Origin of the sequence: Neisseria gonorrhoeae (genome assembly GCF_013030075.1) — a bacterium.
Classification (GTDB): domain Bacteria; phylum Pseudomonadota; class Gammaproteobacteria; order Burkholderiales; family Neisseriaceae; genus Neisseria; species Neisseria gonorrhoeae.
On record NZ_AP023069.1, the window covers coordinates 2,110,126 to 2,130,577 of the forward strand.

The window sequence follows — 20,452 nt, forward strand, 5'->3', positions numbered from 1 at the left end:
GATAATGCCGTCCGAACTTTGCGGCAGCAGGTTCGGACGGCATTTTTGCGCGTTCAGGCAAGGACGGCGGCAAATACGCCGCGCAAGGCGTTGGAGAGGCGGATTTCTTCGGCTCCTTGCAGTGTTTTTTGTGTGATGTGTGTTTCAATCACTTGATTTGTGTGCAAATATTTTTGCGGTTCGTCCGACACGGCTTGGCGCATTATGCCGTTTAAAATGTCTAAATCTAAAGAGGGCGTGAGCCATTGTCCGCGATGTTTGACGAACACGTTGCTCCTGCCGCCTTCGAGTAGGATGCCGTCCGAATTGAAAAACAGGCTGTCGAACGCGCCTTGCGTTTCGGCGGTTTGCCACGCTTGGTCGAAGATGGCGCGGTGTGTGGTTTTGAAGCGGCGCAGGTAGTTTTGTGCGGGCAGGATGGTCGGCGAAATGATGACGCGCTGTTTGTCGGTCAGACGGTTTAAAACGGCGTGGGACAGGCTGATGCCGTCTGAAGCGAGCAGGGCTTTGATGCGGAACGCGCCGTCGGGCAAGTCGGCAATGTATTGTTTGATTTGATTTTCGCAGCCGTCGGGCAGGGGCAGGTTGAGGGCTTGGGCGGAGGTTTTCAGACGGCATAGGTGGCGGTCGAGCAGGGCGCATTGCCTGTTTTCCGCGCGCAGGGTTTCAAAAATGCCGAAATCGGGGCGCAGTTCGTTGAGGAATCGGGCTTTCCAGCCGCATTCGCGATATTCGGCGGCGGGGTCGCTGTCGATGACGATGCCGGAACCGACACCGTACACGCCCCGATACGGCGGATTGGCTTCAAACGGATGCGGCGTTTCCCCGCCTTGTCCTGCCGTTCGGGCTTGCGCGTTTGAATCCGTGCCGCCGATGCCTGAAACAATGCCGTCTGAAACGGGTTTGAGCGACAGGGTGCGGATGACGACGTTGAACGCGCCTTCAAACCCCAAGCCGCCGGAACACGGGTTCAAATAGCCGATGCTGCCCGTATAAAGCCCGCGCGCTTCGGTTTCGAGCGATTCGATAATCTGCATACTCATTTTTTTGGGCGCGCCGGTGATGCTGCCGCAGGGGAAGGCGGCGCGGAGGGTGTCGGCGAACGAGGTGTCCGGCAGGGCTTGCGCCCGGATGGTGCTGGTCATCTGCCAGACGCTGCCGAAACGCGATACTTTAAACGGCTCGGGTACGCATACTTTACCGGTTTGGGCGATTTTGCCGAGGTCGTTGCGCAGCAAATCGACAATCATCACGTTTTCGGCGCGGTTTTTCGGGTCGGTTTGTAACTCGGCGGCGCGGCGTTCGTCTTGTCCGTCGCCCAAAATCGGCGCGGTGCCTTTCATCGGTTCGGTGCTGATGGTGCCGTCTGAAGCGATGTTGAGGAAGAGTTCGGGCGAGAAACACAGCGTCCACGCGGATTGCCCGGCTTCATCGGGCAGGTGGGACAATACGGCATAGGGGACGGGCTGGCGCAGGCGGCGGTAGAGGCTGACGGGGTTGCCGTAGGCTTGCAGGTGCAGGCGGGTGGTGTAGTTGATTTGATAGGTGTCGCCGCGCCGGATGGCTTCGTGGATTTGGCGGATGCGGTCGAGGTAATCGGTTTCGGATACGGAGGATTGCGGCGTGGAAATACCGGCGGGGATGCCGTCTGAATGTCGGGCAAGCCAGCTTTCGGCATCGGTGTCGGCGCAGTCGGCAAACCAGTGCAGGGCAATGTTGCCGCCGCGTTCGGATTCCATCCCCATCAGCGGCAAACCGAATTCGTAGTCTGCAAACAACACCGAATGCAGCCCTTTTTGCCATCCCGATTGCAGCGCGCCGTCTAAAGCATCGAGTTCTTCGGGACGGAAAAAACGGCTTTCCACATGATTTTGATAGAGTTTTGCGCGTCGGCTGACGGCATCGTCAAACAGGGCGAAATAAGGCATGGCAATTCGGGGCAAATGTTTTGATTATACGCCCCTTTTACACGGATTTTCAGACGGCGGGGCAAATTCGGGCAACAAAATGTAATTTTATGTAGAGAAAGCGGTGGCGAAAGTGTAAAATTGTGAAAACGGACTTTCATTTCCAACCTGAAATACAATAGGAGACCTTTATGACAGACCGCCAGTTGCAACCGTTTGAAAACGTAGAATTGGGCGAAAAGCAAGACCAGCTCCAAGTATTTGAAAAAGCTGTTTTGGAACATGAAGGCAAAGGTTCTGCCGAAGATTCCGGCACAGCCCCGCTGCCCGAAAACTACCCCTGCCGCAAACGTATGCGCCGTGCCGTATACGAAGCCGAAAAAGCCAAACTGCAAATCGAGCTGCTGAAAGTGCAAAGCCGGGTCAAAGACTCCGGCCAGCGCATCGTCAGCCTGTTTGAAGGCCGGGATGCGGCAGGTAAGGGCGGCACCATCAAACGCTTTATGGAACATTTAAACCCGCGTGGCGCGCGCGTGGTTGCTTTGGAGAAACCAACCACTACCGAACGCGGACAATGGTATTTCCAACGCTACATCCAAAACCTGCCGACTGCGGGCGAAATGGTATTCTTCGACCGCTCGTGGTACAACCGCGCCGGCGTGGAACGCGTGACGGGCTTCTGCGAACCCAACGAATATATGCTCTTTATGTGCCAAGCCCCTGAGTTGGAACGTATGCTTGTCGCCAGCGGCATCCACCTGTTCAAATTCTGGTTCTCCGTATCCCGCGAAGAACAACTGCGCCGCTTCATCTCCCGCCGCGACGACGCCCTGAAACACTGGAAACTTTCCCCCGTGGACATCCAGTCGCTCGACCGCTGGGACGACTACACCGAAGCCAAAAACGCGATGTTCTTCCACACCCACACCGGCGACGCGCCTTGGGTCATCATCCGTTCGGACGACAAAAAACGCGCCCGTTTGAACTGTATCCGCTACTTCCTGCACCAGTTGGACTACCCGGGTAAAGACGTGAAAGCCATCGGCAAAGTGGACGATAAAATCGTTCTTGTTCCCGATACGCGTTACAAAGAGAAAACCATCGATGTCGGTCATGACTGATTGCCGGTGAAGTAATAAAAATGCCGTCTGAACCCGATTTCAGGTTCAGACGGCATTTTCTATCCGTGTGTCAAACCGGCATCAGATGTCGGTTTCCAGATAAATGACTTGGGTTTGCAGGTATTCTTCCAAACCGTGTTTGCCGTCCGCGCCGCCGATGCCGGATTTTTTCCAGCCCGCGTGGAAGCCCTGCATGGCTTCGAAGTTTTCGCGGTTGATGTAGGTTTCGCCGAATTGCAGGCGGCGGGTAACGTAGAAGGCTTCGTTCAGGTTGGTGGTGTACACGGAGCTGGTCAGACCGAATTCGCAGTCGTTTGCCAGGGCGATGACCTGGTCGAGCGTGTCGAAAGCGGAAACGGGCAGCACGAGGCCGAAAGTTTCTTCTTTCATAATGTCCATACTGTTGTCGGTGTCGGTCAGCAGGGTAGGCTCGAAGAAATAGCCGCGTCCTTCGGTGCGTTTGCCGCCGCAAACCAATTTCGCACCTTGTTTGACGGCCCGTTCCACTTTTTCGGCAACGGCTTTGACGGCGCGCTCTTCAATCAGCGTGCCCATTTCCGGCGCGCCTGCTTCGGCTTCGGCAGGGTTGCCGTAGCGCACGCCTTTCATCGCGGCGGTCATTTTTTCAATGAACGCGTCTTTCAGGCTGCTGTGGACATAGACGCGCTCGGCGCAGTTGCAGATTTGACCGGTGTTGCCGACGCGCGAAGCCAAGATGGATTTCACCGCTAAATCCAAATCCGCGTCTTTCAACACGATGGCGGGGGCTTTGCCGCCGAGTTCCAGCGAGACTTTGGTGATGTTGGCGGAAGCGGCTTCCATCACTTGGCGACCCGCTTCAACCGAGCCGGTCAGGCTGACCATATCGACTTGCGGATGGGCGGACAAGGCGTTGCCGATTTCCGCACCCGGACCGTCCACCACGTTGAACACGCCTGCGGGCAGTCCGACCGCATCGATGATTTCGGCGAAGATGTGGCAGTTGATCGGGGTTACGCTGCTGGGTTTGACGACGATGGTGTTGCCCGTAACCAGATCCGGGCCCATTTTGCGGGCGATCAGGAAGAAGGGGAAGTTCCGCGGCAAAATGCCGGCAATCACGCCCAGCGGACGTTTGAACGATAAAATGTTTTCGCGCGGGCGGTCGCTTTGGATGATTTCGCCTTCGTAACGGCGCGCCCATTCGGCTTGGTAATCGAGATAGTCGGCAGTGAACATCACTTCCACACGCGCCAAGTCTTTGGTTTTGCCGCCTTCGGCAACGATGGTGTCGGTCAGCTCGTCGGCGCGTCCGCGTATGCCTTGGGCGATTTTACGCAAATACGCGCCGCGTTCGACCGCAGGCAGACGCTCCCAAGCCGGTTGCGCCGCGCGCGCCGCGGTCAACGTCCGCCCTGCCGCCTTTGGGTTCGCGGGCGATGGTTTCTTCGGTGGACGGGTTCAATACGTCGCGCCATTCGCCGTTGAAATCGTTTTCAAAGCGTCCGTTGATGTACATGGCCAATTGTTTCATTTCGGGCCCTCCAGTTTTGTAGTCGGATGTAGTTTTGGTTTATTCCCAAATAAATTACCGTACAAGTTTCTTTACACGCGGATTTTGGGTTTCAAGTCAAATACGGCTTACCGGTTTTCTTTTTTAGTTTCCGCAGGCGTGCTGCCGAAATATTGCCTGAATGCCTGAATAAAGCTGGAAACGTGGCGCTAGCCGCACAAATACGCGGTTTCGCCCACGTTTTTGCCCCCGTTTTGCAACAGATAGAGCGCGTGCTGCATTTGTTTGTGGTGCAGCCACTCGCTTGCCGTAATGCCGAAATGGTCGCGCATACGGCGTTGCAGCGTCCTTTCGCTGATGTTCAGCGCGGCTGTCAGCCGGTTGACTTGGTGTGCGCCGCCGTCGAACGCGGCATTCAGGGTGCGGCTGAAGTCTTCAGACGGCATAGCGTCTGCTTCCGCCGTTTGCCCCGCCGCCGGCTCGATGCCGTCTGAAACCGTGTCCCACAAATCCGACAGCAGCCGCAACACGTCCGCCTCGCGGCGCAATGTTTCGCCCAAATGCCCCTTTGGGACGGTTTGCAGGCAGGATGCCGCCAAGCCGCGCAGGTTTGGGGGCAAATCCCATATCCTGACCGGTTCGCGGTAAAGCAGGGGTGCGAAACGCGCGTATTCCGGACGCGGCAGCCATTGTTCCATACCTTTAATGGTCATTTTGACCGTTTTGCCGCCGCGATAAAGATAGCGGCTGAACAGGACTTCTTCCCCGACGGCAATTAGGACAATCTTGCCGCCGTCCGCATCGATGCGGAAGCGGCGGCGGTTGATGCCGAAGTCCAAACGCCCTTCCAGCAACAGCACGAACGACACATAAGGTTCGGCGAGGCGGCTGCTGCAAAAATCGCACCGTGCCGTTACCGTACCGCCGTGGATGGAAATGCCGTTGGACAAAGTATCGAAACGGTAGCTGCCCTCCACATAAGCCGCCGCCGCTTTTGACCAGATTGACGAACCGGCTGCTGTTCAAATGTTCTGCTTTTTCCATAGTTTTCTGATAAAGGTTATCATTTGAAAGATAACATTTTTCGCCACAGCAAACAATCCGCCGCCGACAAAGGCATTTTCACAACACTTGCCGTCCGTATGCCGTCTGAAAATTGCCCGTCTTCCCGATAAGCCTTAAAATACACGCCGTCAAACCTACCGTCCGCCCGTACATGAGCCCATCCCCCTTTATCGAAATGAAAGACGTCGCCTTCGCGTATGGCGACCGCCCGATTCTGAACGACATCAATTTCAGCATTCCGCAAGGCAATTTTGCCGCCGTGATGGGCGGTTCGGGCAGCGGCAAAACCACGCTGATGAGGCTGATTACAGGACAGATTCGTCCGCAGTCCGGGCAGGTTTTGATTGAAGGACGGGATTTGGCGGGTTTTTCGGCTGACGAACTCTACGAACACCGCCGCCGTATGGGCGTATTGTTCCAACACGGCGCGCTGTTTACCGATTTGTCGGTATTCGACAATATCGCTTTTCCGATGCGCGAACTGACGCAACTTCCGGAAGCGGTTATTCGCGATTTGGTTTTGTTGAAATTGAACGCGGTCGGTCTGCGCGGCGTGGAAAACCTGATGCCGTCCGAGTTGTCCGGCGGGATGTCGCGCCGCGTCGCGCTGGCACGCACAATCGCGCTCGACCCCGAAATTATGTTGTACGACGAACCGTTTACCGGCCTCGACCCGATTTCCTTGGGCGTGATTGCCCACTTGATCAGCCGCGTCAACAAGGCCTTGCGTTCGACCAGCATTATGGTAACGCACGACATTGAAAAATCTTTGGAAATCGTCGATCAGGTAATTTTCTTGGCGCACGGCGAAATTATGTTCTCCGGCTCGCCGCAGGAAATGCGCGAACTGGATTCGCCTTGGGTGCGCCAGTTTGTCGGCGGGCTGGCAGACGGCCCCGTGGCATACCGCTATCCGGCGCAAACGTCGTTGCAGCAGGATTTGCTCGGGTAAATGAGCAGGTGCCGTCTGAAACCGTTGAACCTTACATATAGAAATTTATGAATTTTATCCGTTCCGTCGGGGCGAAAACCCTCGGCCTTATTCAACCCTTCGGCAGTATCACGCTGTTTCTGCTGAACATTTTGGCGAAATCCGGCACGGCTTTCGCCCGTCCGCGCCTGAGCGTGCGCCAAGTGTATTTTGCCGGCGTGCTGTCGGTGCTGATTGTTGCCGTTTCGGGGCTGTTCGTCGGTATGGTTTTGGGTTTGCAGGGCTATACGCAGTTGTCGAAATTCAAATCCGCCGATATTTTGGGCTATATGGTCGCGGCTTCTCTGTTGCGCGAACTGGGTCCCGTGTTGGCGGCGATTCTGTTTGCCAGCAGCGCGGGCGGTGCGATGACCAGCGAAATCGGTTTGATGAAAACGACCGGACAGCTCGAAGCGATGAACGTGATGGCGGTCAACCCCGTCGCCCGCGTGGTTGCCCCGCGTTTTTGGGCGGGCGTGTTTTCTATGCCGCTTTTGGCTTCGATTTTCAACGTCGCGGGCATTTTCGGCGCGTATTTGGTCGGCGTGAGCTGGCTGGGTTTGGACAGCGGTATTTTCTGGCCGCAGATGCAGAACAACATTACGATACATTACGATGTAATCAACGGTTTGATCAAATCCGCCGCGTTCGGCGTGGCGGTAACGCTGATTGCCGTGCATCAGGGCTTCCACTGCATCCCGACTTCGGAAGGCATTTTGCGCGCCAGCACGCGCACGGTGGTTTCGTCCGCCCTGACGATTTTGGCGGTCGATTTTATATTGACCGCGTGGATGTTTACAGATTGACAGACTGTCTGAAGACGAAACGCGGAACATCGGATATTCAAGGAACTTTAATGAAAAAGAACATATTGGAATTTTGGGTCGGACTGTTCGTCCTGATCGGCGCGGCGGCGGTTGCCTTTCTCGCTTTCCGCGTGGCGGGCGGCGCGGCGTTCGGCGGTTCGGACAAAACTTACGCCGTTTATGCCGATTTCGGCGACATCGGCGGTTTGAAGGTCAATGCCCCCGTCAAATCCGCAGGCGTATTGGTCGGGCGCGTCGGCGCTATCGGGCTTGACCCGAAATCCTATCAGGCGAGGGTGCGCCTTGATTTGGACGGCAAGTATCAGTTCAGCAGTGACGTTTCCGCGCAAATCCTGACTTCGGGACTTTTGGGCGAACAGTACATCGGGCTGCAGCAGGGCGGCGATACGGAAAACCTTGCTGCCGGCGACACCATCTCCGTAACCAGTTCTGCAATGGTTCTGGAAAACCTGATCGGTAAATTCATGACCAGCTTCGCCGAGAAAAACGCTGAGGGCGGCAATGCGGAAAAAGCCGCAGAATAAACATACACATCCATTTTCAGGAAAGACATCATGAAAAAATCCTCCTTCATCAGCGCATTGGGCATCGGTATTTTGAGCATCGGCATGGCATTTGCCTCCCCGGCCGACGCAGTGGGACAAATCCGCCAAAACGCCACACAGGTTTTGACCATCCTCAAAAGCGGCGACGCGGCTTCTGCACGCCCAAAAGCCGAAGCCTATGCGGTTCCCTATTTCGATTTCCAACGTATGACCGCATTGGCGGTCGGCAACCCTTGGCGTACCGCGTCCGACGCGCAAAAACAAGCGTTGGCCAAAGAATTTCAAACCCTGCTGATCCGCACCTATTCCGGCACGATGCTGAAATTCAAAAACGCGACCGTCAACGTCAAAGACAATCCCATCGTCAATAAGGGCGGCAAGGAAATCGTCGTCCGTGCCGAAGTCGGCATCCCCGGTCAGAAGCCCGTCAATATGGACTTTACCACCTACCAAAGCGGCGGCAAATACCGTACCTACAACGTCGCCATCGAAGGCGCGAGCCTGGTTACCGTGTACCGCAACCAATTCGGCGAAATCATCAAAGCCAAAGGCATCGACGGGCTGATTGCCGAGTTGAAAGCCAAAAACGGCGGCAAATAACCGACAAACCATACCGTCCGAGGGCGGTATGGGTTTTTCGAACAAACGCTATGCATACAGAACTCAAAAACGGAACACTGCACATCGGCGGCGACATCACCGTCAAAACCCTGACCGGGGACGCATTTGGGCGTTTCCGGCAACAATGCCGTCTGAAAGAAACCATTGCCGTCGATTTCGGAGGTGTCAAACGTGCCGATTCCGCCTGCGTGTCGCTGCTGCTCGAAGTGCTGCGCGGCTGCAAAGGCAGCGTCAGGCTGACCGGCATTCCCGAATCCGTGCGCGCGCTGTCCGAACTGTACGAAATCAAAGACTGGCTGAAATCATGAAAAAAACCGCCTACGCCATCCTCCTGCTGATCGGGTTCGCTTCCGCCCCTGCATTTGCAGAAACCCGCCCCGCCGACCCTTATGAAGGCTACAACCGCGCCGTTTCCAAATTCAACGACCAAGCCGACCGCTACATTTTCGCCCCTGCCGCGCGCGGCTACCGCAAAGTTACGCCGAAACCCGTCCGCGCCGGCGTGTCCAATTTTTTTAACAACCTGCGCGACGTGGTCAGTTTCGGCAGCAATATCTTGCGTTTGGACATCAAACGCGCAAGCGAAGACCTCGTCCGCGTCGGCATCAATACCACCTTCGGTTTGGGCGGGCTCATTGATATTGTCGGCGCGGGCGGCGTTCCCGACAATAAAAACACTTTGGGCGACACGTTTGCCTCGTGGGGCTGGAAAAACAGCAATTATTTCGTGTTGCCCGTCTTAGGCCCGTCCACCGTCCGCGACGCGCTCGGCACGGGCATTACCTCTGTTTATCCGCCCAAGAATATCGTTTTCCATACCCCTGCCGGACGCTGGGGCACGACTGCCGCTGCCGCCGTCAGTACGCGCGAAGGCCTGCTCGATTTGACCGACAGTCTGGACGAAGCCGCCATCGACAAATACAGCTACACGCGCGACCTCTATATGAAAGTCCGCGCACGGCAGACCGGTGCAACACCTGCCGAAGGTACGGAAGATAACATCGACATCGACGAATTGGTCGAAAGTGCCGAAACCGGCGCGGCAGAGCCCGCCGTTCACGAAGATTCCGTATCCGAAACACAGGCAGAAGCAGCAGGGGAAGCCGAAACGCAACCTGGAACACAACCCTAAAGCCATGCCGTCTGAAAATCCGTGTTCGGACGGCATTCCCTTCCGTCGGAACGGACAGTCCGACACTACAGATTGGGCTATAATCCCTTTTTTGCGCATACCGCGCGACAGCAAAGGAAAAACCATGTACGAAGTCAACCGCAGCGTATTCGTCCTCATCCCTTTAGAACCTTTTTGGAACTGGCTGCAAACCCTGCCGGGCAACCACCTCGACGGACTGACCCTCGAAGACATCCAAGCCGATGCCAATTCCTACCTTGTCCGCCCGTGCGAAACCGCCGACGAAGTATGGGACGAAATCGAAGCCCGTTTCGAAGACATTTTCGCCGCCGAACTTGCCGACTGGTGCGAAGACGAACGCGAGTGGCCCGCACTCGATGCCGACATTTTCAACGAATGGTTCGACATCCAGCTTTCTACCGTCATCACCGACCTCGAACACGAACCGCTTGCCCGCGAAGCCTTCCAACCCATCAACCTGAACTGATGAAGCTGACCGTCCGCAATTACCATCTCGACGGCTACGGTCATGTCAACAATGCACGCTACCTCGAATTTCTCGAGGAAGCGCGCTGGGCGTTTTTTGAAAAACGCGGACTGATGCACGAGTTGGCAGGCCTCATACTGATTGTCGCCCGCATCGACATCCGATACAGCCGTCCCGCCGTCGAAGGCGACGTATTGCAGTTTTCATGCCGCCTGAAAACCCCCGGCATGCGCCGCATTGTGCTGACCCAGACGATTACACTGCCAAACGGCAAAACCGCCGCAGAAGCCGACATCACCCTGATGCCCGTCCACGCCGCCACACAACGCACCGTCAGCCTGCCCGCCACCCTTGCCCGCGCACTGGAAGCCTTGTCCGAATGAAAAAAATACTCACCGCCGCCGCCGTCGCACTGATCGGCATCCTCCTTGCCACCGTCCTCATCCCCGACAGTAAAACCGCGCCCGCCTTCTCCCTGCCCGACCTGCACGGAAAAACCGTTTCCAACGCCGACCTGCAAGGCAAAGTCACCCTGATTAATTTTTGGTTTCCCTCCTGTCCGGGTTGTGTGAGCGAAATGCCCAAAGTCACCAAAACGGCAAACGACTACAAAAATAAAGATTTCCAAGTCCTCGCCGTTGCCCAGCCCATCGATCCGATAGAAAGCGTCCGCCAATACGTCAAAGACTACGGACTGCCGTTTACCGTCATTTATGATGCGGACAAAGCCGTCGGACAGGCATTCGGCACACAGGTTTATCCGACTTCCGTCCTTATCGGCAAAAAAGGCGAAATTCTCAAAACCTACGTCGGAGAACCCGATTTCGGCAAACTCTACCAAGAAATCGATACCGCGCTGGCACAATAGCGATGCCGTCTGAAGCGCAAAAAAAGCAGGAACGATGTTCCTGTTTTTTATAATGGATTAACAAAAACCGGTACGGCGTTGCCCCGCCCCGGCTCAAAGGGAACGATTCCCTAAGGCGCCCAAGCACCAAGCGAACCGGTTCCGTACCATTTGTACTGCCTGCGGCCCGCCGCCTTGTCCTGATTTTTGTTAATCCACTATAGATCATCCGCCCCGACACGTTCAGACGGCATTCAACCTTCCGGCAGATTCTTTTTCACCACTGCCGGATTGCCTGCCGCCAAAGAGTAGGGCGGAATGTCTTTTGTAACCACCGCGCCTGCGCCCACGACCGAACCGCGTCCGACGGTTACGCCCGCCATCACAATCACCCTGCGCCCCGGCCAGACATCGTCCTCCAACGTAATCGGACGGATTTCCGTGTAGCCCTCAAAGCGTTTTTTTCACGGTCAAACTTGTGGTTGGTCGAATAGAGCAGGCATTCCGGCCCCATCATCACATTTTTGCCGACCACCAGCCCACGGCAGATTTCACAGTTTGCCCCGATGCCCGAGCCGTCGCCCAAAACCGTATCCGGAAACACATACGCCCCGCGTCCGATATGCGGCGAAATCCGCCGCGCCAGAAAACCGAGCACCCGTCTGCCGATGATGCCGATGCCGCGCATATGCGACGGCGGCAACACCGAACCGGCAAAACGCAGCAGCAGGAAAAAGAATTTTGATCCCATCAAACCTCCCTCAAAAGAACTTTTTATAGTGGATTAACAAAAATCAGGACAAGGCGACGAAGCCGCAGACAGTACAGATAGTACGGCAAGGCGAGGCAACGCTGTACTGGTTTAAATTTAATCCACTATACATTTTATCGAATATCCTCTTGACGAAACAACAGAAAATAGCGAGAATGCCGAGCTTGTCTGAGGCATAGGTACATCCCCTATGCCCGCTTTTTTGAAAGGAAATCAAATGAAACAAGGTATTCACCCGAACTACCGCGAAGTTAACGTTACCTGCTCTTGCGGCAACAAATTCGTAACCAAATCCGCAATGGAAAAAGAAAACTTCAACATCGAGGTTTGCTCCCTGTGCCACCCGTTCTATACCGGCACCCAAAAAATCGTCGATACCACCGGCCGCGTGGACAAATTCAACAACAAATTCGGCAACCTGTTCAAACGCTGATTGCCGCTTTGCAAGAATTAAGCCCTGCCATCATTTCGATGGCAGGGCTTTTTAATATTTGGCACACTGACTTCTTATCTATATAGTGGATTAACAAAAATCAGGACAAGGCGACGAAGCCGCAGACCGTACAAATAGTACGGCAAGGCGAGGCAACGCCGTACCGGTTTTGTTAATCCACTATATTTTGACGGGGTTGAAGTTGACATCTACAAAGTTTAATGTTTGAATACATTAAAAAATATATTTGAATGGGATGTTTTATGATTCAAAATGTTGTTACTTCAATAATCCTGTATTCTGGGACAGCCGTAGACTTACTTATTATCCTAATGTTATTTTTTGCCAAAAAAAAAGCAGAAAAGACATCATTAACATCTATTTAGGACAATTTCTAGGCTCTGTTAGCCTGATATTGCTAAGTTTGCTTTTTGCATTTGTCTTAGATTATATTCCTAGTAAAGAGATTTTAGGTTTGCTCGGCTTGATTCCGATTTTCCTAGGCCTCAAAGTTTTGCTGTTAGGAGATTCCGATGGAGAGTCTATTGCCAAAGAGGGTTTGCGCAAAGATAATAAAAACCTGATTTTTCTAGTCGCTATGATTACTTTTGCAAGTTGTGGCGCTGACAATATTGGTGTCTTTGTCCCATATTTTACTACCTTAAATTTAGCGAATTTGATAGTGGCTTTACTTACCTTTCTAGTTATGATTTATCTCTTGGTTTTTTCTGCCCAAAAATTGGCACAAGTCCCTTCTGTCGGAGAAACTTTGGAAAAATATAGCAGATGGTTTGTTGCCGTTGTTTATTTAGGATTGGGGATATATATCCTGATTGAAAACAACAGTTTTGATATGCTATGGACTGTGTCGGGCCAGGAAAAAATATTATGAAAAAGATAGTATCTGCAAAGACTGCCCCGTGCAGTCTTTTTTGTTGCCGGTCTTTTTGTGTCTGATGCCGTCTGAAGCAGTCTCTGCACGACCTTTGTGCGAATATTTGCTACACTTGGCAATCCGTCCATTTCTTCTCACGCTTATGCTGACCTATACCCCGCCCGATGCCCGCCCGCCCGCCAAAACCCACGAAAAACCGTGGCTGCTGCTGTTGATGGCGTTTGCCTGGCTGTGGCCCGGCGTGTTTTCCCACGATTTGTGGAATCCTGCCGAACCTGCCGTCTATACCGCCGTCGAAGCACTGGCAGGCAGCCCCACCCCCTTGGTTGCCCATCTGTTCGGTCAAACCGATTTCGGCATACCGCCCGTGTATCTTTGGGTTGCCGCCGCATTCAAACATTTGCTGTCGCCGTGGGCAGCCGACCCGTATGATGCCGCACGCTTTGCAGGCGTATTTTTTGCCGTTATCGGACTGACTTCTTGCGGCTTTGCCGGTTTCAACTTTTTGGGCAGACACCACGGGCGCAGCGTTGTTTTAATCCATATCGGCTGTATCGGGCTGATTCCGGTTGCCCATTTCCTCAATCCCGCCGCCGCCGCCTTTGCCGCCGCCGGACTGGTGCTGCACGGCTACTCGCTGGCACGCCGGCGCGTGATTGCCGCCTCTTTCCTGCTCGGTACGGGTTGGACGTTGATGTCGCTGGCGGCAGCTTATCCGGCGGCGTTTGCGCTGATGCTGCCCCTGCCCGTGCTGATGTTTTTCCGTCCGTGGCAAAGCAGGCGTTTGATGTTGACGGCAGTCGCCTCGCTTGCCTTTGCCCTGCCGCTTATGACCGTTTACCCGCTGCTCTTGGCAAAAACGCAGCCCGCGCTGTTTGCGCAATGGCTCAACTATCACGTTTTCGGTACGTTCGGCGGCGTGCGGCACATTCAGACGGCATTCAGTTTGTTTTACTATCTGAAAAATCTGCTTTGGTTCGCACTGCCCGCGCTGCCGCTGGCGGTTTGGACGGTTTGCCGCACACGCCTGTTTTCGACCGACTGGGGGATTTTGGGCATTGTCTGGATGCTTGCCGTTTTGGTGCTGCTCGCCTTTAATCCGCAGCGTTTTCAAGACAACCTCGTCTGGCTGCTGCCGCCGCTTGCCCTGTTCGGCGCGGCGCAACTGGACAGCCTGAGGCGCGGCGCGGCGGCTTTTGTCAACTGGTTCGGCATTATGGCGTTCGGGCTGTTTGCCGTGTTCCTGTGGACGGGCTTTTTCGCCATGAATTACGGCTGGCCCGCCAAGCTTGCCGAACGCGCCGCCTACTTCAGCCCGTATTACGTTCCCGACATCGATCCCATTCCGATGGCGGTTGCCGTACTGTTCACACCCTTGTGGCTGTGGGCGATTACCCGGAAAAACATACGCGGCAGGCAGGCGGTTACCAACTGGGCGGCAGGCGTTACCCTGACCTGGGCTTTGCTGATGACGCTGTTCCTGCCGTGGCTGGACGCGGCGAAAAGCCACGCGCCCGTCGTCCGGAGTATGGAGGCATCGTTTTCCCCGGAATTAAAACGGGAGCTTTCAGACGGCATCGAGTGTATCGGCATAGGCGGCGGCGACCTGCACACGCGGATTGTTTGGACGCAGTACGGCACATTGCCGCACCGCGTCGGCGATGTCCGTTGCCGCTACCGTATCGTCCGCCTGCCCCAAAACGCGGATGCGCCGCAAGGCTGGCAGACGGTCTGGCAGGGTGCGCGCCCGCGCAACAAAGACAGTAAGTTTGCACTGATACGGAAAATCGGGGAAAATATATTAAAAACAACAGATTGAGCCGAATTTCTGGATTAAGTGCCGGAAATCGCGTATAATTGCGCGATTAAACCCTTATATAGTGGATTAAATTTAAATCAGGACAAGGCGACGAAGCCGCAGACAGTACAAATAGTACGGCAAGGCGAGGCAACGCCGTACCGGTTTAAATTTAATCCACTATAAATCAGCCGTTTTGCAGGCATCACACAGGAGCGACAATTATTATGATGACCCTCTATTCCGGCATTACCTGCCCCTTCAGCCACCGCTGCCGCTTCGTTTTGTACGAAAAAGGTATGGATTTTGAAATCAAAGATATCGATATTTACAACAAACCCGAAGACCTCGCCGTCATGAACCCGTACAACCAAGTCCCCGTGCTGGTCGAGCGCGATTTGGTGCTGCACGAGTCCAACATCATCAACGAATACATCGACGAACGCTTCCCCCATCCGCAGCTTATGCCCGGCGATCCCGTTATGCGCGGCCGGGGGCGGCTGGTGCTGTACCGTATGGAAAAAGAATTGTTCAACCACGTCCAAGTTTTGGAAAACCCCGCCGCCGCCAACAAGGAACAGGCAAAAGCGCGCGAAGCCATCGGCAACGGCCTGACGATGCTTTCCCCTTCGTTCAGCAAAAGCAAATACATCCTCGGCGAAGATTTTTCTATGATTGATGTTGCCCTGGCCCCGCTGTTGTGGCGGCTCGACCATTACGATGTCAAACTGGGCAAAAGTGCCGCGCCGCTGCTCAAATACGCCGAGCGTATCTTCCAGCGCGAAGCCTTTATCGAAGCACTGACACCCGCCGAAAAAGCCATGCGCAAATAAGTCCGAAATGCTTGCAAAACCCGCCGTTTTGCAGGCATTTTCACATTCAGGCACACCACACGGAACCCATCATGCCCACCTCAACCAAACCCTACATCCTCCGCGCACTTTGCGAATGGTGCAGCGACAACAGCCTCACGCCGCACATCCTTGTCTGGGTAAACGAGCATACGCGCGTCCCCATGCAGTACGTCCGCGACAACGAAATTATGCTCAACATCGGCGCAACCGCCACGCAAAACCTTCGAATCGACAACGATTGGATCAGCTTTTCCGCCCGTTTCGGCGGACAAGCGCACGACATATGGATACCTGTCGGACACGTCCTCAGCCTTTTCGCACGGGAGACCGGAGAAGGTATGGGGTTTGAATTGGAGGAGTACCGCCCCGACACGCCGTCTGAAAACACCTCTGCCGAAACCGCGCCCCGGCCCGCCAAAAAAGGTTTGAAATTGGTCAAATAAATCTATGCCGTCTGAACGGAATCGTGTTTCAGACGGCATTTTGTCCGATGGGGCGCAAACGGAATCCGTTTGTCGGCAAAACCTGTTTCGGCGTATCGAAACCGTGTTGCCCCTGCCGATTCGATATTGGGACATTGAAAATGCCGTCTGAACCTGCGATACGGGCTTCAGACGGCGTTTTGTCCGATATTCGGGCAATCAGGCGGTCAGTACGGTTTTCAAGATTTTGTTGACTTCGCCCATATCGGCTTTGCCGGCGAGGCGGGTTTTCAATACGACCATCACTTTGCCCATATCCGCCATACCTGCCGCGCCGGTTTCGGCAACGGCTGCTTCGACGGCGGTGCGGATTTCGCCGGCGGAGAGCATTTGCGGCAGGTAGCGGTGCAGCACGTCGATTTCGGCGTTTTCTTTGTCTGCCAAATCCTGACGGCCGGCTTCAGTGTAGATTTTCGCGCCGTCTTTGCGCTGTTTGACCATTTTGGTCAGGATGGCGGTGATTTTGGCATCGTCGGCTTCGATGCGTTCGTCTACTTCAAACTGTTTGACGGCGGCATTGATGAGGCGGATGGTGCCGAGGGAAACTTGATCTTTGGCGCGCATCGCGGTTTTCATATCTTCGGTAAGGCGGGTTTTCAGGCTCATGATGTCCTCGCTGGGATGTCGGATGGAAACGGCGGGTTTCGATGCCGTCTGAAAAGCAAAACACACCGCAGAGCAGGTCTTGCGGTGTGTCTTCATATCACAGGGCTGACCTGTAATCTGTACTTGAACGTTTAGTACATTTTGGGCGGCAGCTGTTGGCTGCGCAGGCGTTTTTGCAGGCGTTTTACGGCTGCCGCTTTTTTGCGTTTGCGTTCGGTAGTCGGTTTTTCGTAGGCTTCGCGGGCGCGCAGCTCGGTCAGCAGGCCGGTTTTTTCTACGGCGCGTTTGAAACGGCGCATAGCGACTTCAAAGGGTTCGTTCTCTTTTACGCGGATTGCAGGCATTTTATTTCCTTTAATAAATTCGGTTGTTCCATCTGCCCATCATAATCGGTGGAAAGGGTAGGGCAGACGGTGTTGTAGGTTTTCCGTATCGCTGTGCCTTTCGGCGGCGGGATACGCGCCGTGACGGAAACATCACCTCCTAACGGGCCGGCTTGTGCCGTGTCAAGCTGCTTGAAAAAGTAGGAAAAACAATTTTCGGATTGTCTTATATTTATGGTTCGCCGTCAATGCCGTTCGGGATAAAAATGCCGTCTGAAAGACCGGGCGGGTTTCAGACGGCATCGGCACGTCAGCGTGCGGGAACGGTGCCCATACGCTGTTTGAGCGGGATGTGCGGCGCGCCGAAGAGGGAGGCGTAGTAGGCGGCATTGGTCATCACTTTTTTGACATAGTCGCGCGTTTCGGAAAACGGGATGGTTTCGGCATATACCGCGCCTTCGAGGGGTGTGTCCGCCTGCCATCGGCGCGCCCTGCCGGGGCCGGCGTTATAGCCTGCGGTGGCGAGGATTTCGTTGTTTTGCAGGCGGCGTTTGGTGTCCGCCATATACCACGTCCCCATACGGATATTGCCGTCGGCGGTGTAGAGCTGGGCGGCATCCATACCGATTTTGCCGGCGATTTCGCGCGCGGTGGCAGGCATAACCTGCATCAGCCCCTGCGCGCCTACGCGGGATTGCGCGCCTATAACGAAGCGGCTTTCCTGACGAATCAGGCCGTAAACCCAAGCCGGATCGACATTAACATTTTGCGCGTGGCGGATTACCGTGTCTTTAAACGGCGAAATATAGCGCAAGGTGTAGTTGAGTTTGCGGTCGGTGCGTTCCGCGCTGTTGACCGCCATATCGTAAAAACCGTGGTCGAACGCGGTTTGCGCGGCGGCCAGCAGCTTGTCTTCGTCAAAGCCGCGTGTGGCAAAACGCCATTCCGCCTGAGCCTGACGGCGCATTTTCGCATCGCCGGCGGTTCGGCTGTGTTGGAACAACACCAGTGCGCGCTTAATCGCGCCGTCTTCCGCCATACGGAGGACGCTGTTTTTGCCGGCATCGGGAACATTGTTGCGCGTATCGATTTTGCGCCCCAACTCTTCCCCTGCCAGTACGGCATAAAAATTCCTGCCCGTCGCTGCCGCCTGTTTGTAAAGTTTTTCCGCTTCTTGCGTGTTGCCCGTTGCGGCGCGGCTGCGTGCCAGCCAGTAGAGCCAGGTCGGGCTTTTTTGCAGTTTTTCGGGCATATGCGAGATCACGGAGGCCAGCTCGTCCCAACGTCGGGCGCGCAAGGCGGCGCGGGCGTACCACTCGATTTGGTCGTCGGTCAGTTGGCGGCGGTCGGCAACCTTGCCGTAATAGTCCAAGGCGGCAGGCACATTGAGGCTTTGCGACTGATAATGCCCCAATACGCCCCACGCGAAACTGCGTTGTTCGGGGCTTAAACCGCTTTCCATTTCGGACAGCAGGGCGGCGGCATTCGGCGATTTGCGTGCTTCTTTGCCGATGACGTTCAACAGGGCATATTCGCGCGAACCTTGTGTACCGCCGTCAAACGGGCTGCCCAATGCGGCGGCAAGGTTGCGCGCGTCCGTCGTTTGGCGGCCGGCCAGCAGTCCGCGCACGCGCCTCCAGGCATCGTTGCCGTCCAACAAGCCGGATGCGGCTGCCTGTTCCAACAGTTTGGTGCAGCCCGAAGGCAGTTTGCCCGTATTTTTGACCAGTTCGGCGGCACGCGTATAGTCGTTGCGGCTCGAATCGGCGTAGCATTCGACTTCTTGGGCGCGCCCTTCAGGTTTGAGTTTGGCATATTCCTGTGCAAACAGCGTCCACTGTCTGCGCGCGCCCAAAGACTTCAGCCACTCGTTGCGGACATTTTCCGCCATCGCGCTGTCGCCGGCGTTTTCCAAATAGGCGGCGGCTGCCGCATCGTTGTTCTGTTTCACTGCATCCAGTGCGGACGGGTAGCCGCCGTAATCTGCCAGCGTTTTTCCTTCCGGTTCGGCAGGGCGGGTGGGAACGCTTGCCGAAAGGTCGGCAGTTTCTATATTGTCTGCCGGGGTCTTGCCGGCTGGCAGTGTGTTTGTCGAAGAACACGCGGCAAGCACCAGGGCCGCCAGCAGCGGCAGGGAATGCTTCATAGAGGGTAGGTACATCGGATTTCCTTAAGAATCGGAACCCTGAACGGTCAGGGTTGGAAAAGACAAAATGCCGTCTGAACAGGCGTTTGCCCGAATTATATGCCGAAACTGCACCGTCTTTGGAATGTTTCCGACATAATTTATATTTTTCAATCATTTGCCGTTTGGGTGCGAACCGCTGCCTTTGCCCGTTTCAGACGGCATTGTCCGAAATGGTTGCCCGCTTCCTGCTTTATTGACAAAAAAACGCTTTCCCGATAATATCCTACGAAAATTAACCTGCCGATTTGACACAGCTTGCGGGCATAACAGCTAAAGCGTTCCGACAATTTCAGCTTTATCTTCCGCGCCCGTTGTGTCCGACATCGGGCTTTGTTGTATGGGAAAGACAATGATTATTTTGGACAAGGTTTCCAAGCATTACCAAACGCGCGACAAAACCCGTTTTGCCGCCGTCGAGCCGACCAGCCTCGAAATTCAAGACGGCGAAATCTTCGGGCTGATGGGCTATTCCGGTGCGGGCAAATCCACTTTGTTGCGCCTGATCAACCTGTTGGAACGCCCCGACACGGGCAAAGTCAACGTCTGCGGACAAGAACTGACCGCGCTCGATGCCGCCGCATTGCGTCAGGCGCGGCAGAATATCGGCATGGTGTTTCAGCAGTTCAACCTTTTAAGCAACCGCACCGTCGCCGGCAACGTTGCCTTTCCACTGGAAATCGCCGGATGGCCGTCTGAAAAAATCAAAGCGCGCGTTGCCGAGTGCCTCGAAATCGTCGGCTTGACCGAACGCGCCGGCCACTACCCCGCCCAGCTTTCAGGCGGGCAGAAACAACGCGTCGGAATCGCCCGCGCGCTCGCGCCCAAGCCGCAAGTCATCCTCGCCGACGAACCCACTTCCGCCCTCGACCCCGCCACCACGCGCAGTGTCTTGGAATGTTTGGAAGACATCAACAAACGCTTCAACGTTACCATCGTCATCGTAACCCACGAAATGAGCGTCATCAGACGATTGTGCGACCGCGCCGCCCTGTTGGATAAAGGGAAAGTGGTGGAAATCGTCGAAGTACGCGGCAACCAAATCCACGCTCAATCCGAAATCGGGCGCGAACTGATTCGGGAGGACTGA

General features: G+C 55.1%; 22 protein-coding genes and 5 pseudogenes. 19 read left to right on the top strand and 8 right to left on the bottom strand.

All coding sequences use genetic code 11. The annotated features are described in order from the left end of the window. Nucleotides 1-53 precede the first annotated feature (53 nt). Nucleotides 54-1,928 (bottom strand): bifunctional chorismate-binding protein/class IV aminotransferase, encoded by a 1,875-nt coding sequence (locus tag HT085_RS11070; RefSeq protein ID WP_003700811.1) that lies wholly within the window; start codon nucleotides 1,926-1,928, stop codon nucleotides 54-56. 170 nt (nucleotides 1,929-2,098) lie between these two features. Between HT085_RS11070 and ppk2 the strand changes: the two genes are divergently transcribed. Next, nucleotides 2,099-3,028, top strand: a complete 930-nt coding sequence (ppk2, locus tag HT085_RS11075) for a polyphosphate kinase 2 (RefSeq protein ID WP_003690414.1) — start codon at nucleotides 2,099-2,101, stop codon at nucleotides 3,026-3,028. 81 nt (nucleotides 3,029-3,109) lie between these two features. Here the strand turns inward: ppk2 and aldA are convergent. After that, nucleotides 3,110-4,541 (bottom strand): annotated as a pseudogene (gene aldA, locus HT085_RS11080) (aldehyde dehydrogenase). A 107-nt stretch (nucleotides 4,542-4,648) separates the two neighbouring features. Then, nucleotides 4,649-5,564, bottom strand: a pseudogene (locus HT085_RS11090) (helix-turn-helix transcriptional regulator). A gap of 172 nt (nucleotides 5,565-5,736) precedes the next feature. Between HT085_RS11090 and HT085_RS11095 the strand changes: the two are divergent. From HT085_RS11095 to HT085_RS11135, 9 genes are all read left to right on the top strand, one after another. Then, entirely contained in the window at nucleotides 5,737-6,537 is an 801-nt protein-coding gene (locus HT085_RS11095) for an ABC transporter ATP-binding protein (RefSeq protein ID WP_020996750.1), read from the top strand. A 47-nt stretch (nucleotides 6,538-6,584) separates the two neighbouring features. After that, the gene (mlaE, locus tag HT085_RS11100; protein WP_003687103.1) at nucleotides 6,585-7,361 is read left to right on the top strand and encodes a lipid asymmetry maintenance ABC transporter permease subunit MlaE; all 777 of its coding nucleotides are present in this window, start codon (nucleotides 6,585-6,587) and stop codon (nucleotides 7,359-7,361) included. A gap of 50 nt (nucleotides 7,362-7,411) precedes the next feature. Next, nucleotides 7,412-7,906: an outer membrane lipid asymmetry maintenance protein MlaD gene (gene mlaD / locus HT085_RS11105; RefSeq protein ID WP_003687104.1), complete on the top strand. Its 495-nt coding sequence runs from the start codon at nucleotides 7,412-7,414 to the stop codon at nucleotides 7,904-7,906. Nucleotides 7,907-7,936: 30 nt separating this feature from the next. Next, complete coding sequence (locus tag HT085_RS11110) at nucleotides 7,937-8,527, top strand: MlaC/ttg2D family ABC transporter substrate-binding protein (RefSeq protein ID WP_003690419.1); 591 nt, start codon at nucleotides 7,937-7,939, stop codon at nucleotides 8,525-8,527. Nucleotides 8,528-8,577: 50 nt separating this feature from the next. Continuing rightward, nucleotides 8,578-8,856: an STAS domain-containing protein gene (locus HT085_RS11115; RefSeq protein WP_003690420.1), complete on the top strand. Its 279-nt coding sequence runs from the start codon at nucleotides 8,578-8,580 to the stop codon at nucleotides 8,854-8,856. Continuing rightward, nucleotides 8,853-9,680 carry an MlaA family lipoprotein gene (locus HT085_RS11120; RefSeq protein ID WP_003690421.1) on the top strand — a complete coding sequence of 276 codons (828 nt, stop codon included), beginning with the start codon at nucleotides 8,853-8,855 and terminating at the stop codon, nucleotides 9,678-9,680. The genes HT085_RS11115 and HT085_RS11120 overlap by 4 nt, the downstream gene beginning before the upstream one ends. A 124-nt stretch (nucleotides 9,681-9,804) precedes the next feature. Further along, entirely contained in the window at nucleotides 9,805-10,167 is a 363-nt protein-coding gene (locus HT085_RS11125; protein ID WP_002229974.1) for a hypothetical protein, read from the top strand. Then, nucleotides 10,167-10,550 (top strand): acyl-CoA thioesterase, encoded by a 384-nt coding sequence (locus HT085_RS11130; RefSeq protein ID WP_003687109.1) that lies wholly within the window; start codon nucleotides 10,167-10,169, stop codon nucleotides 10,548-10,550. The genes HT085_RS11125 and HT085_RS11130 overlap by 1 nt, the downstream gene beginning before the upstream one ends. Beyond that, nucleotides 10,547-11,035, top strand: a complete 489-nt coding sequence (locus tag HT085_RS11135) for a peroxiredoxin family protein (RefSeq protein ID WP_003690423.1) — start codon at nucleotides 10,547-10,549, stop codon at nucleotides 11,033-11,035. The genes HT085_RS11130 and HT085_RS11135 overlap by 4 nt, the downstream gene beginning before the upstream one ends. A gap of 233 nt (nucleotides 11,036-11,268) precedes the next feature. Here the strand turns inward: HT085_RS11135 and HT085_RS11140 are convergent, their stop codons facing one another. Together HT085_RS11140 and HT085_RS11145 are read right to left on the bottom strand one after the other, a co-directional pair. Then, nucleotides 11,269-11,397 (bottom strand): LbetaH domain-containing protein, encoded by a 129-nt coding sequence (locus tag HT085_RS11140; protein ID WP_002256059.1) that lies wholly within the window; start codon nucleotides 11,395-11,397, stop codon nucleotides 11,269-11,271. A 5-nt stretch (nucleotides 11,398-11,402) separates the two neighbouring features. Further along, a complete protein-coding gene (locus HT085_RS11145; RefSeq protein WP_012504112.1) occupies nucleotides 11,403-11,765 on the bottom strand; it encodes a hypothetical protein in 363 nt (120 codons plus the stop codon). 32 nt (nucleotides 11,766-11,797) lie between these two features. On the opposite strand from HT085_RS11145, the pseudogene HT085_RS11150 reads away from it, so the two are divergent. From HT085_RS11150 to HT085_RS11185, 8 genes and pseudogenes are all read left to right on the top strand, one after another. Beyond that, nucleotides 11,798-11,932: pseudogene (locus HT085_RS11150) on the top strand (IS5/IS1182 family transposase); the annotation flags it as partial. Nucleotides 11,933-12,003: 71 nt separating this feature from the next. Then, on the top strand, nucleotides 12,004-12,219 hold the full coding sequence (gene rpmE, locus HT085_RS11155; protein WP_010356285.1) for a 50S ribosomal protein L31: 216 nt from the start codon (nucleotides 12,004-12,006) through the stop codon (nucleotides 12,217-12,219). 263 nt (nucleotides 12,220-12,482) lie between these two features. Then, nucleotides 12,483-13,111: pseudogene (locus HT085_RS11160) on the top strand (CadD family cadmium resistance transporter). 145 nt (nucleotides 13,112-13,256) lie between these two features. Next, nucleotides 13,257-14,933 carry an ArnT family glycosyltransferase gene (locus HT085_RS11165; protein ID WP_010361207.1) on the top strand — a complete coding sequence of 559 codons (1,677 nt, stop codon included), beginning with the start codon at nucleotides 13,257-13,259 and terminating at the stop codon, nucleotides 14,931-14,933. 48 nt (nucleotides 14,934-14,981) lie between these two features. After that, a pseudogene (locus HT085_RS12310) lies at nucleotides 14,982-15,095 on the top strand (IS5/IS1182 family transposase); the annotation flags it as partial. A 44-nt stretch (nucleotides 15,096-15,139) separates the two neighbouring features. Next, nucleotides 15,140-15,745, top strand: coding sequence for a glutathione S-transferase N-terminal domain-containing protein (locus tag HT085_RS11175; RefSeq protein WP_003687122.1), 606 nt, complete (start codon nucleotides 15,140-15,142; stop codon nucleotides 15,743-15,745). A gap of 71 nt (nucleotides 15,746-15,816) precedes the next feature. Next, entirely contained in the window at nucleotides 15,817-16,209 is a 393-nt protein-coding gene (locus HT085_RS11180; protein WP_003690431.1) for a ClpXP protease specificity-enhancing factor, read from the top strand. A gap of 4 nt (nucleotides 16,210-16,213) precedes the next feature. Then, nucleotides 16,214-16,360 carry a hypothetical protein gene (locus HT085_RS11185; protein ID WP_164823286.1) on the top strand — a complete coding sequence of 49 codons (147 nt, stop codon included), beginning with the start codon at nucleotides 16,214-16,216 and terminating at the stop codon, nucleotides 16,358-16,360. 47 nt (nucleotides 16,361-16,407) lie between these two features. Here the strand turns inward: HT085_RS11185 and HT085_RS11190 are convergent, their stop codons facing one another. From HT085_RS11190 to ltgA, 3 genes are all read right to left on the bottom strand, one after another. Further along, entirely contained in the window at nucleotides 16,408-16,854 is a 447-nt protein-coding gene (locus tag HT085_RS11190; RefSeq protein WP_010356294.1) for a GatB/YqeY domain-containing protein, read from the bottom strand. Nucleotides 16,855-16,985: 131 nt separating this feature from the next. Then, the gene (gene rpsU, locus HT085_RS11195) at nucleotides 16,986-17,198 is read right to left on the bottom strand and encodes a 30S ribosomal protein S21 (protein ID WP_002214819.1); all 213 of its coding nucleotides are present in this window, start codon (nucleotides 17,196-17,198) and stop codon (nucleotides 16,986-16,988) included. Between the two features lie 289 nt (nucleotides 17,199-17,487). Then, nucleotides 17,488-19,338 carry a lytic transglycosylase LtgA gene (gene ltgA, locus HT085_RS11200; RefSeq protein ID WP_003690436.1) on the bottom strand — a complete coding sequence of 617 codons (1,851 nt, stop codon included), beginning with the start codon at nucleotides 19,336-19,338 and terminating at the stop codon, nucleotides 17,488-17,490. Nucleotides 19,339-19,714: 376 nt separating this feature from the next. On the opposite strand from ltgA, the gene HT085_RS11210 reads away from it, so the two are divergent. Then, on the top strand, nucleotides 19,715-20,452 hold the full coding sequence (locus tag HT085_RS11210; RefSeq protein ID WP_003687134.1) for a methionine ABC transporter ATP-binding protein: 738 nt from the start codon (nucleotides 19,715-19,717) through the stop codon (nucleotides 20,450-20,452).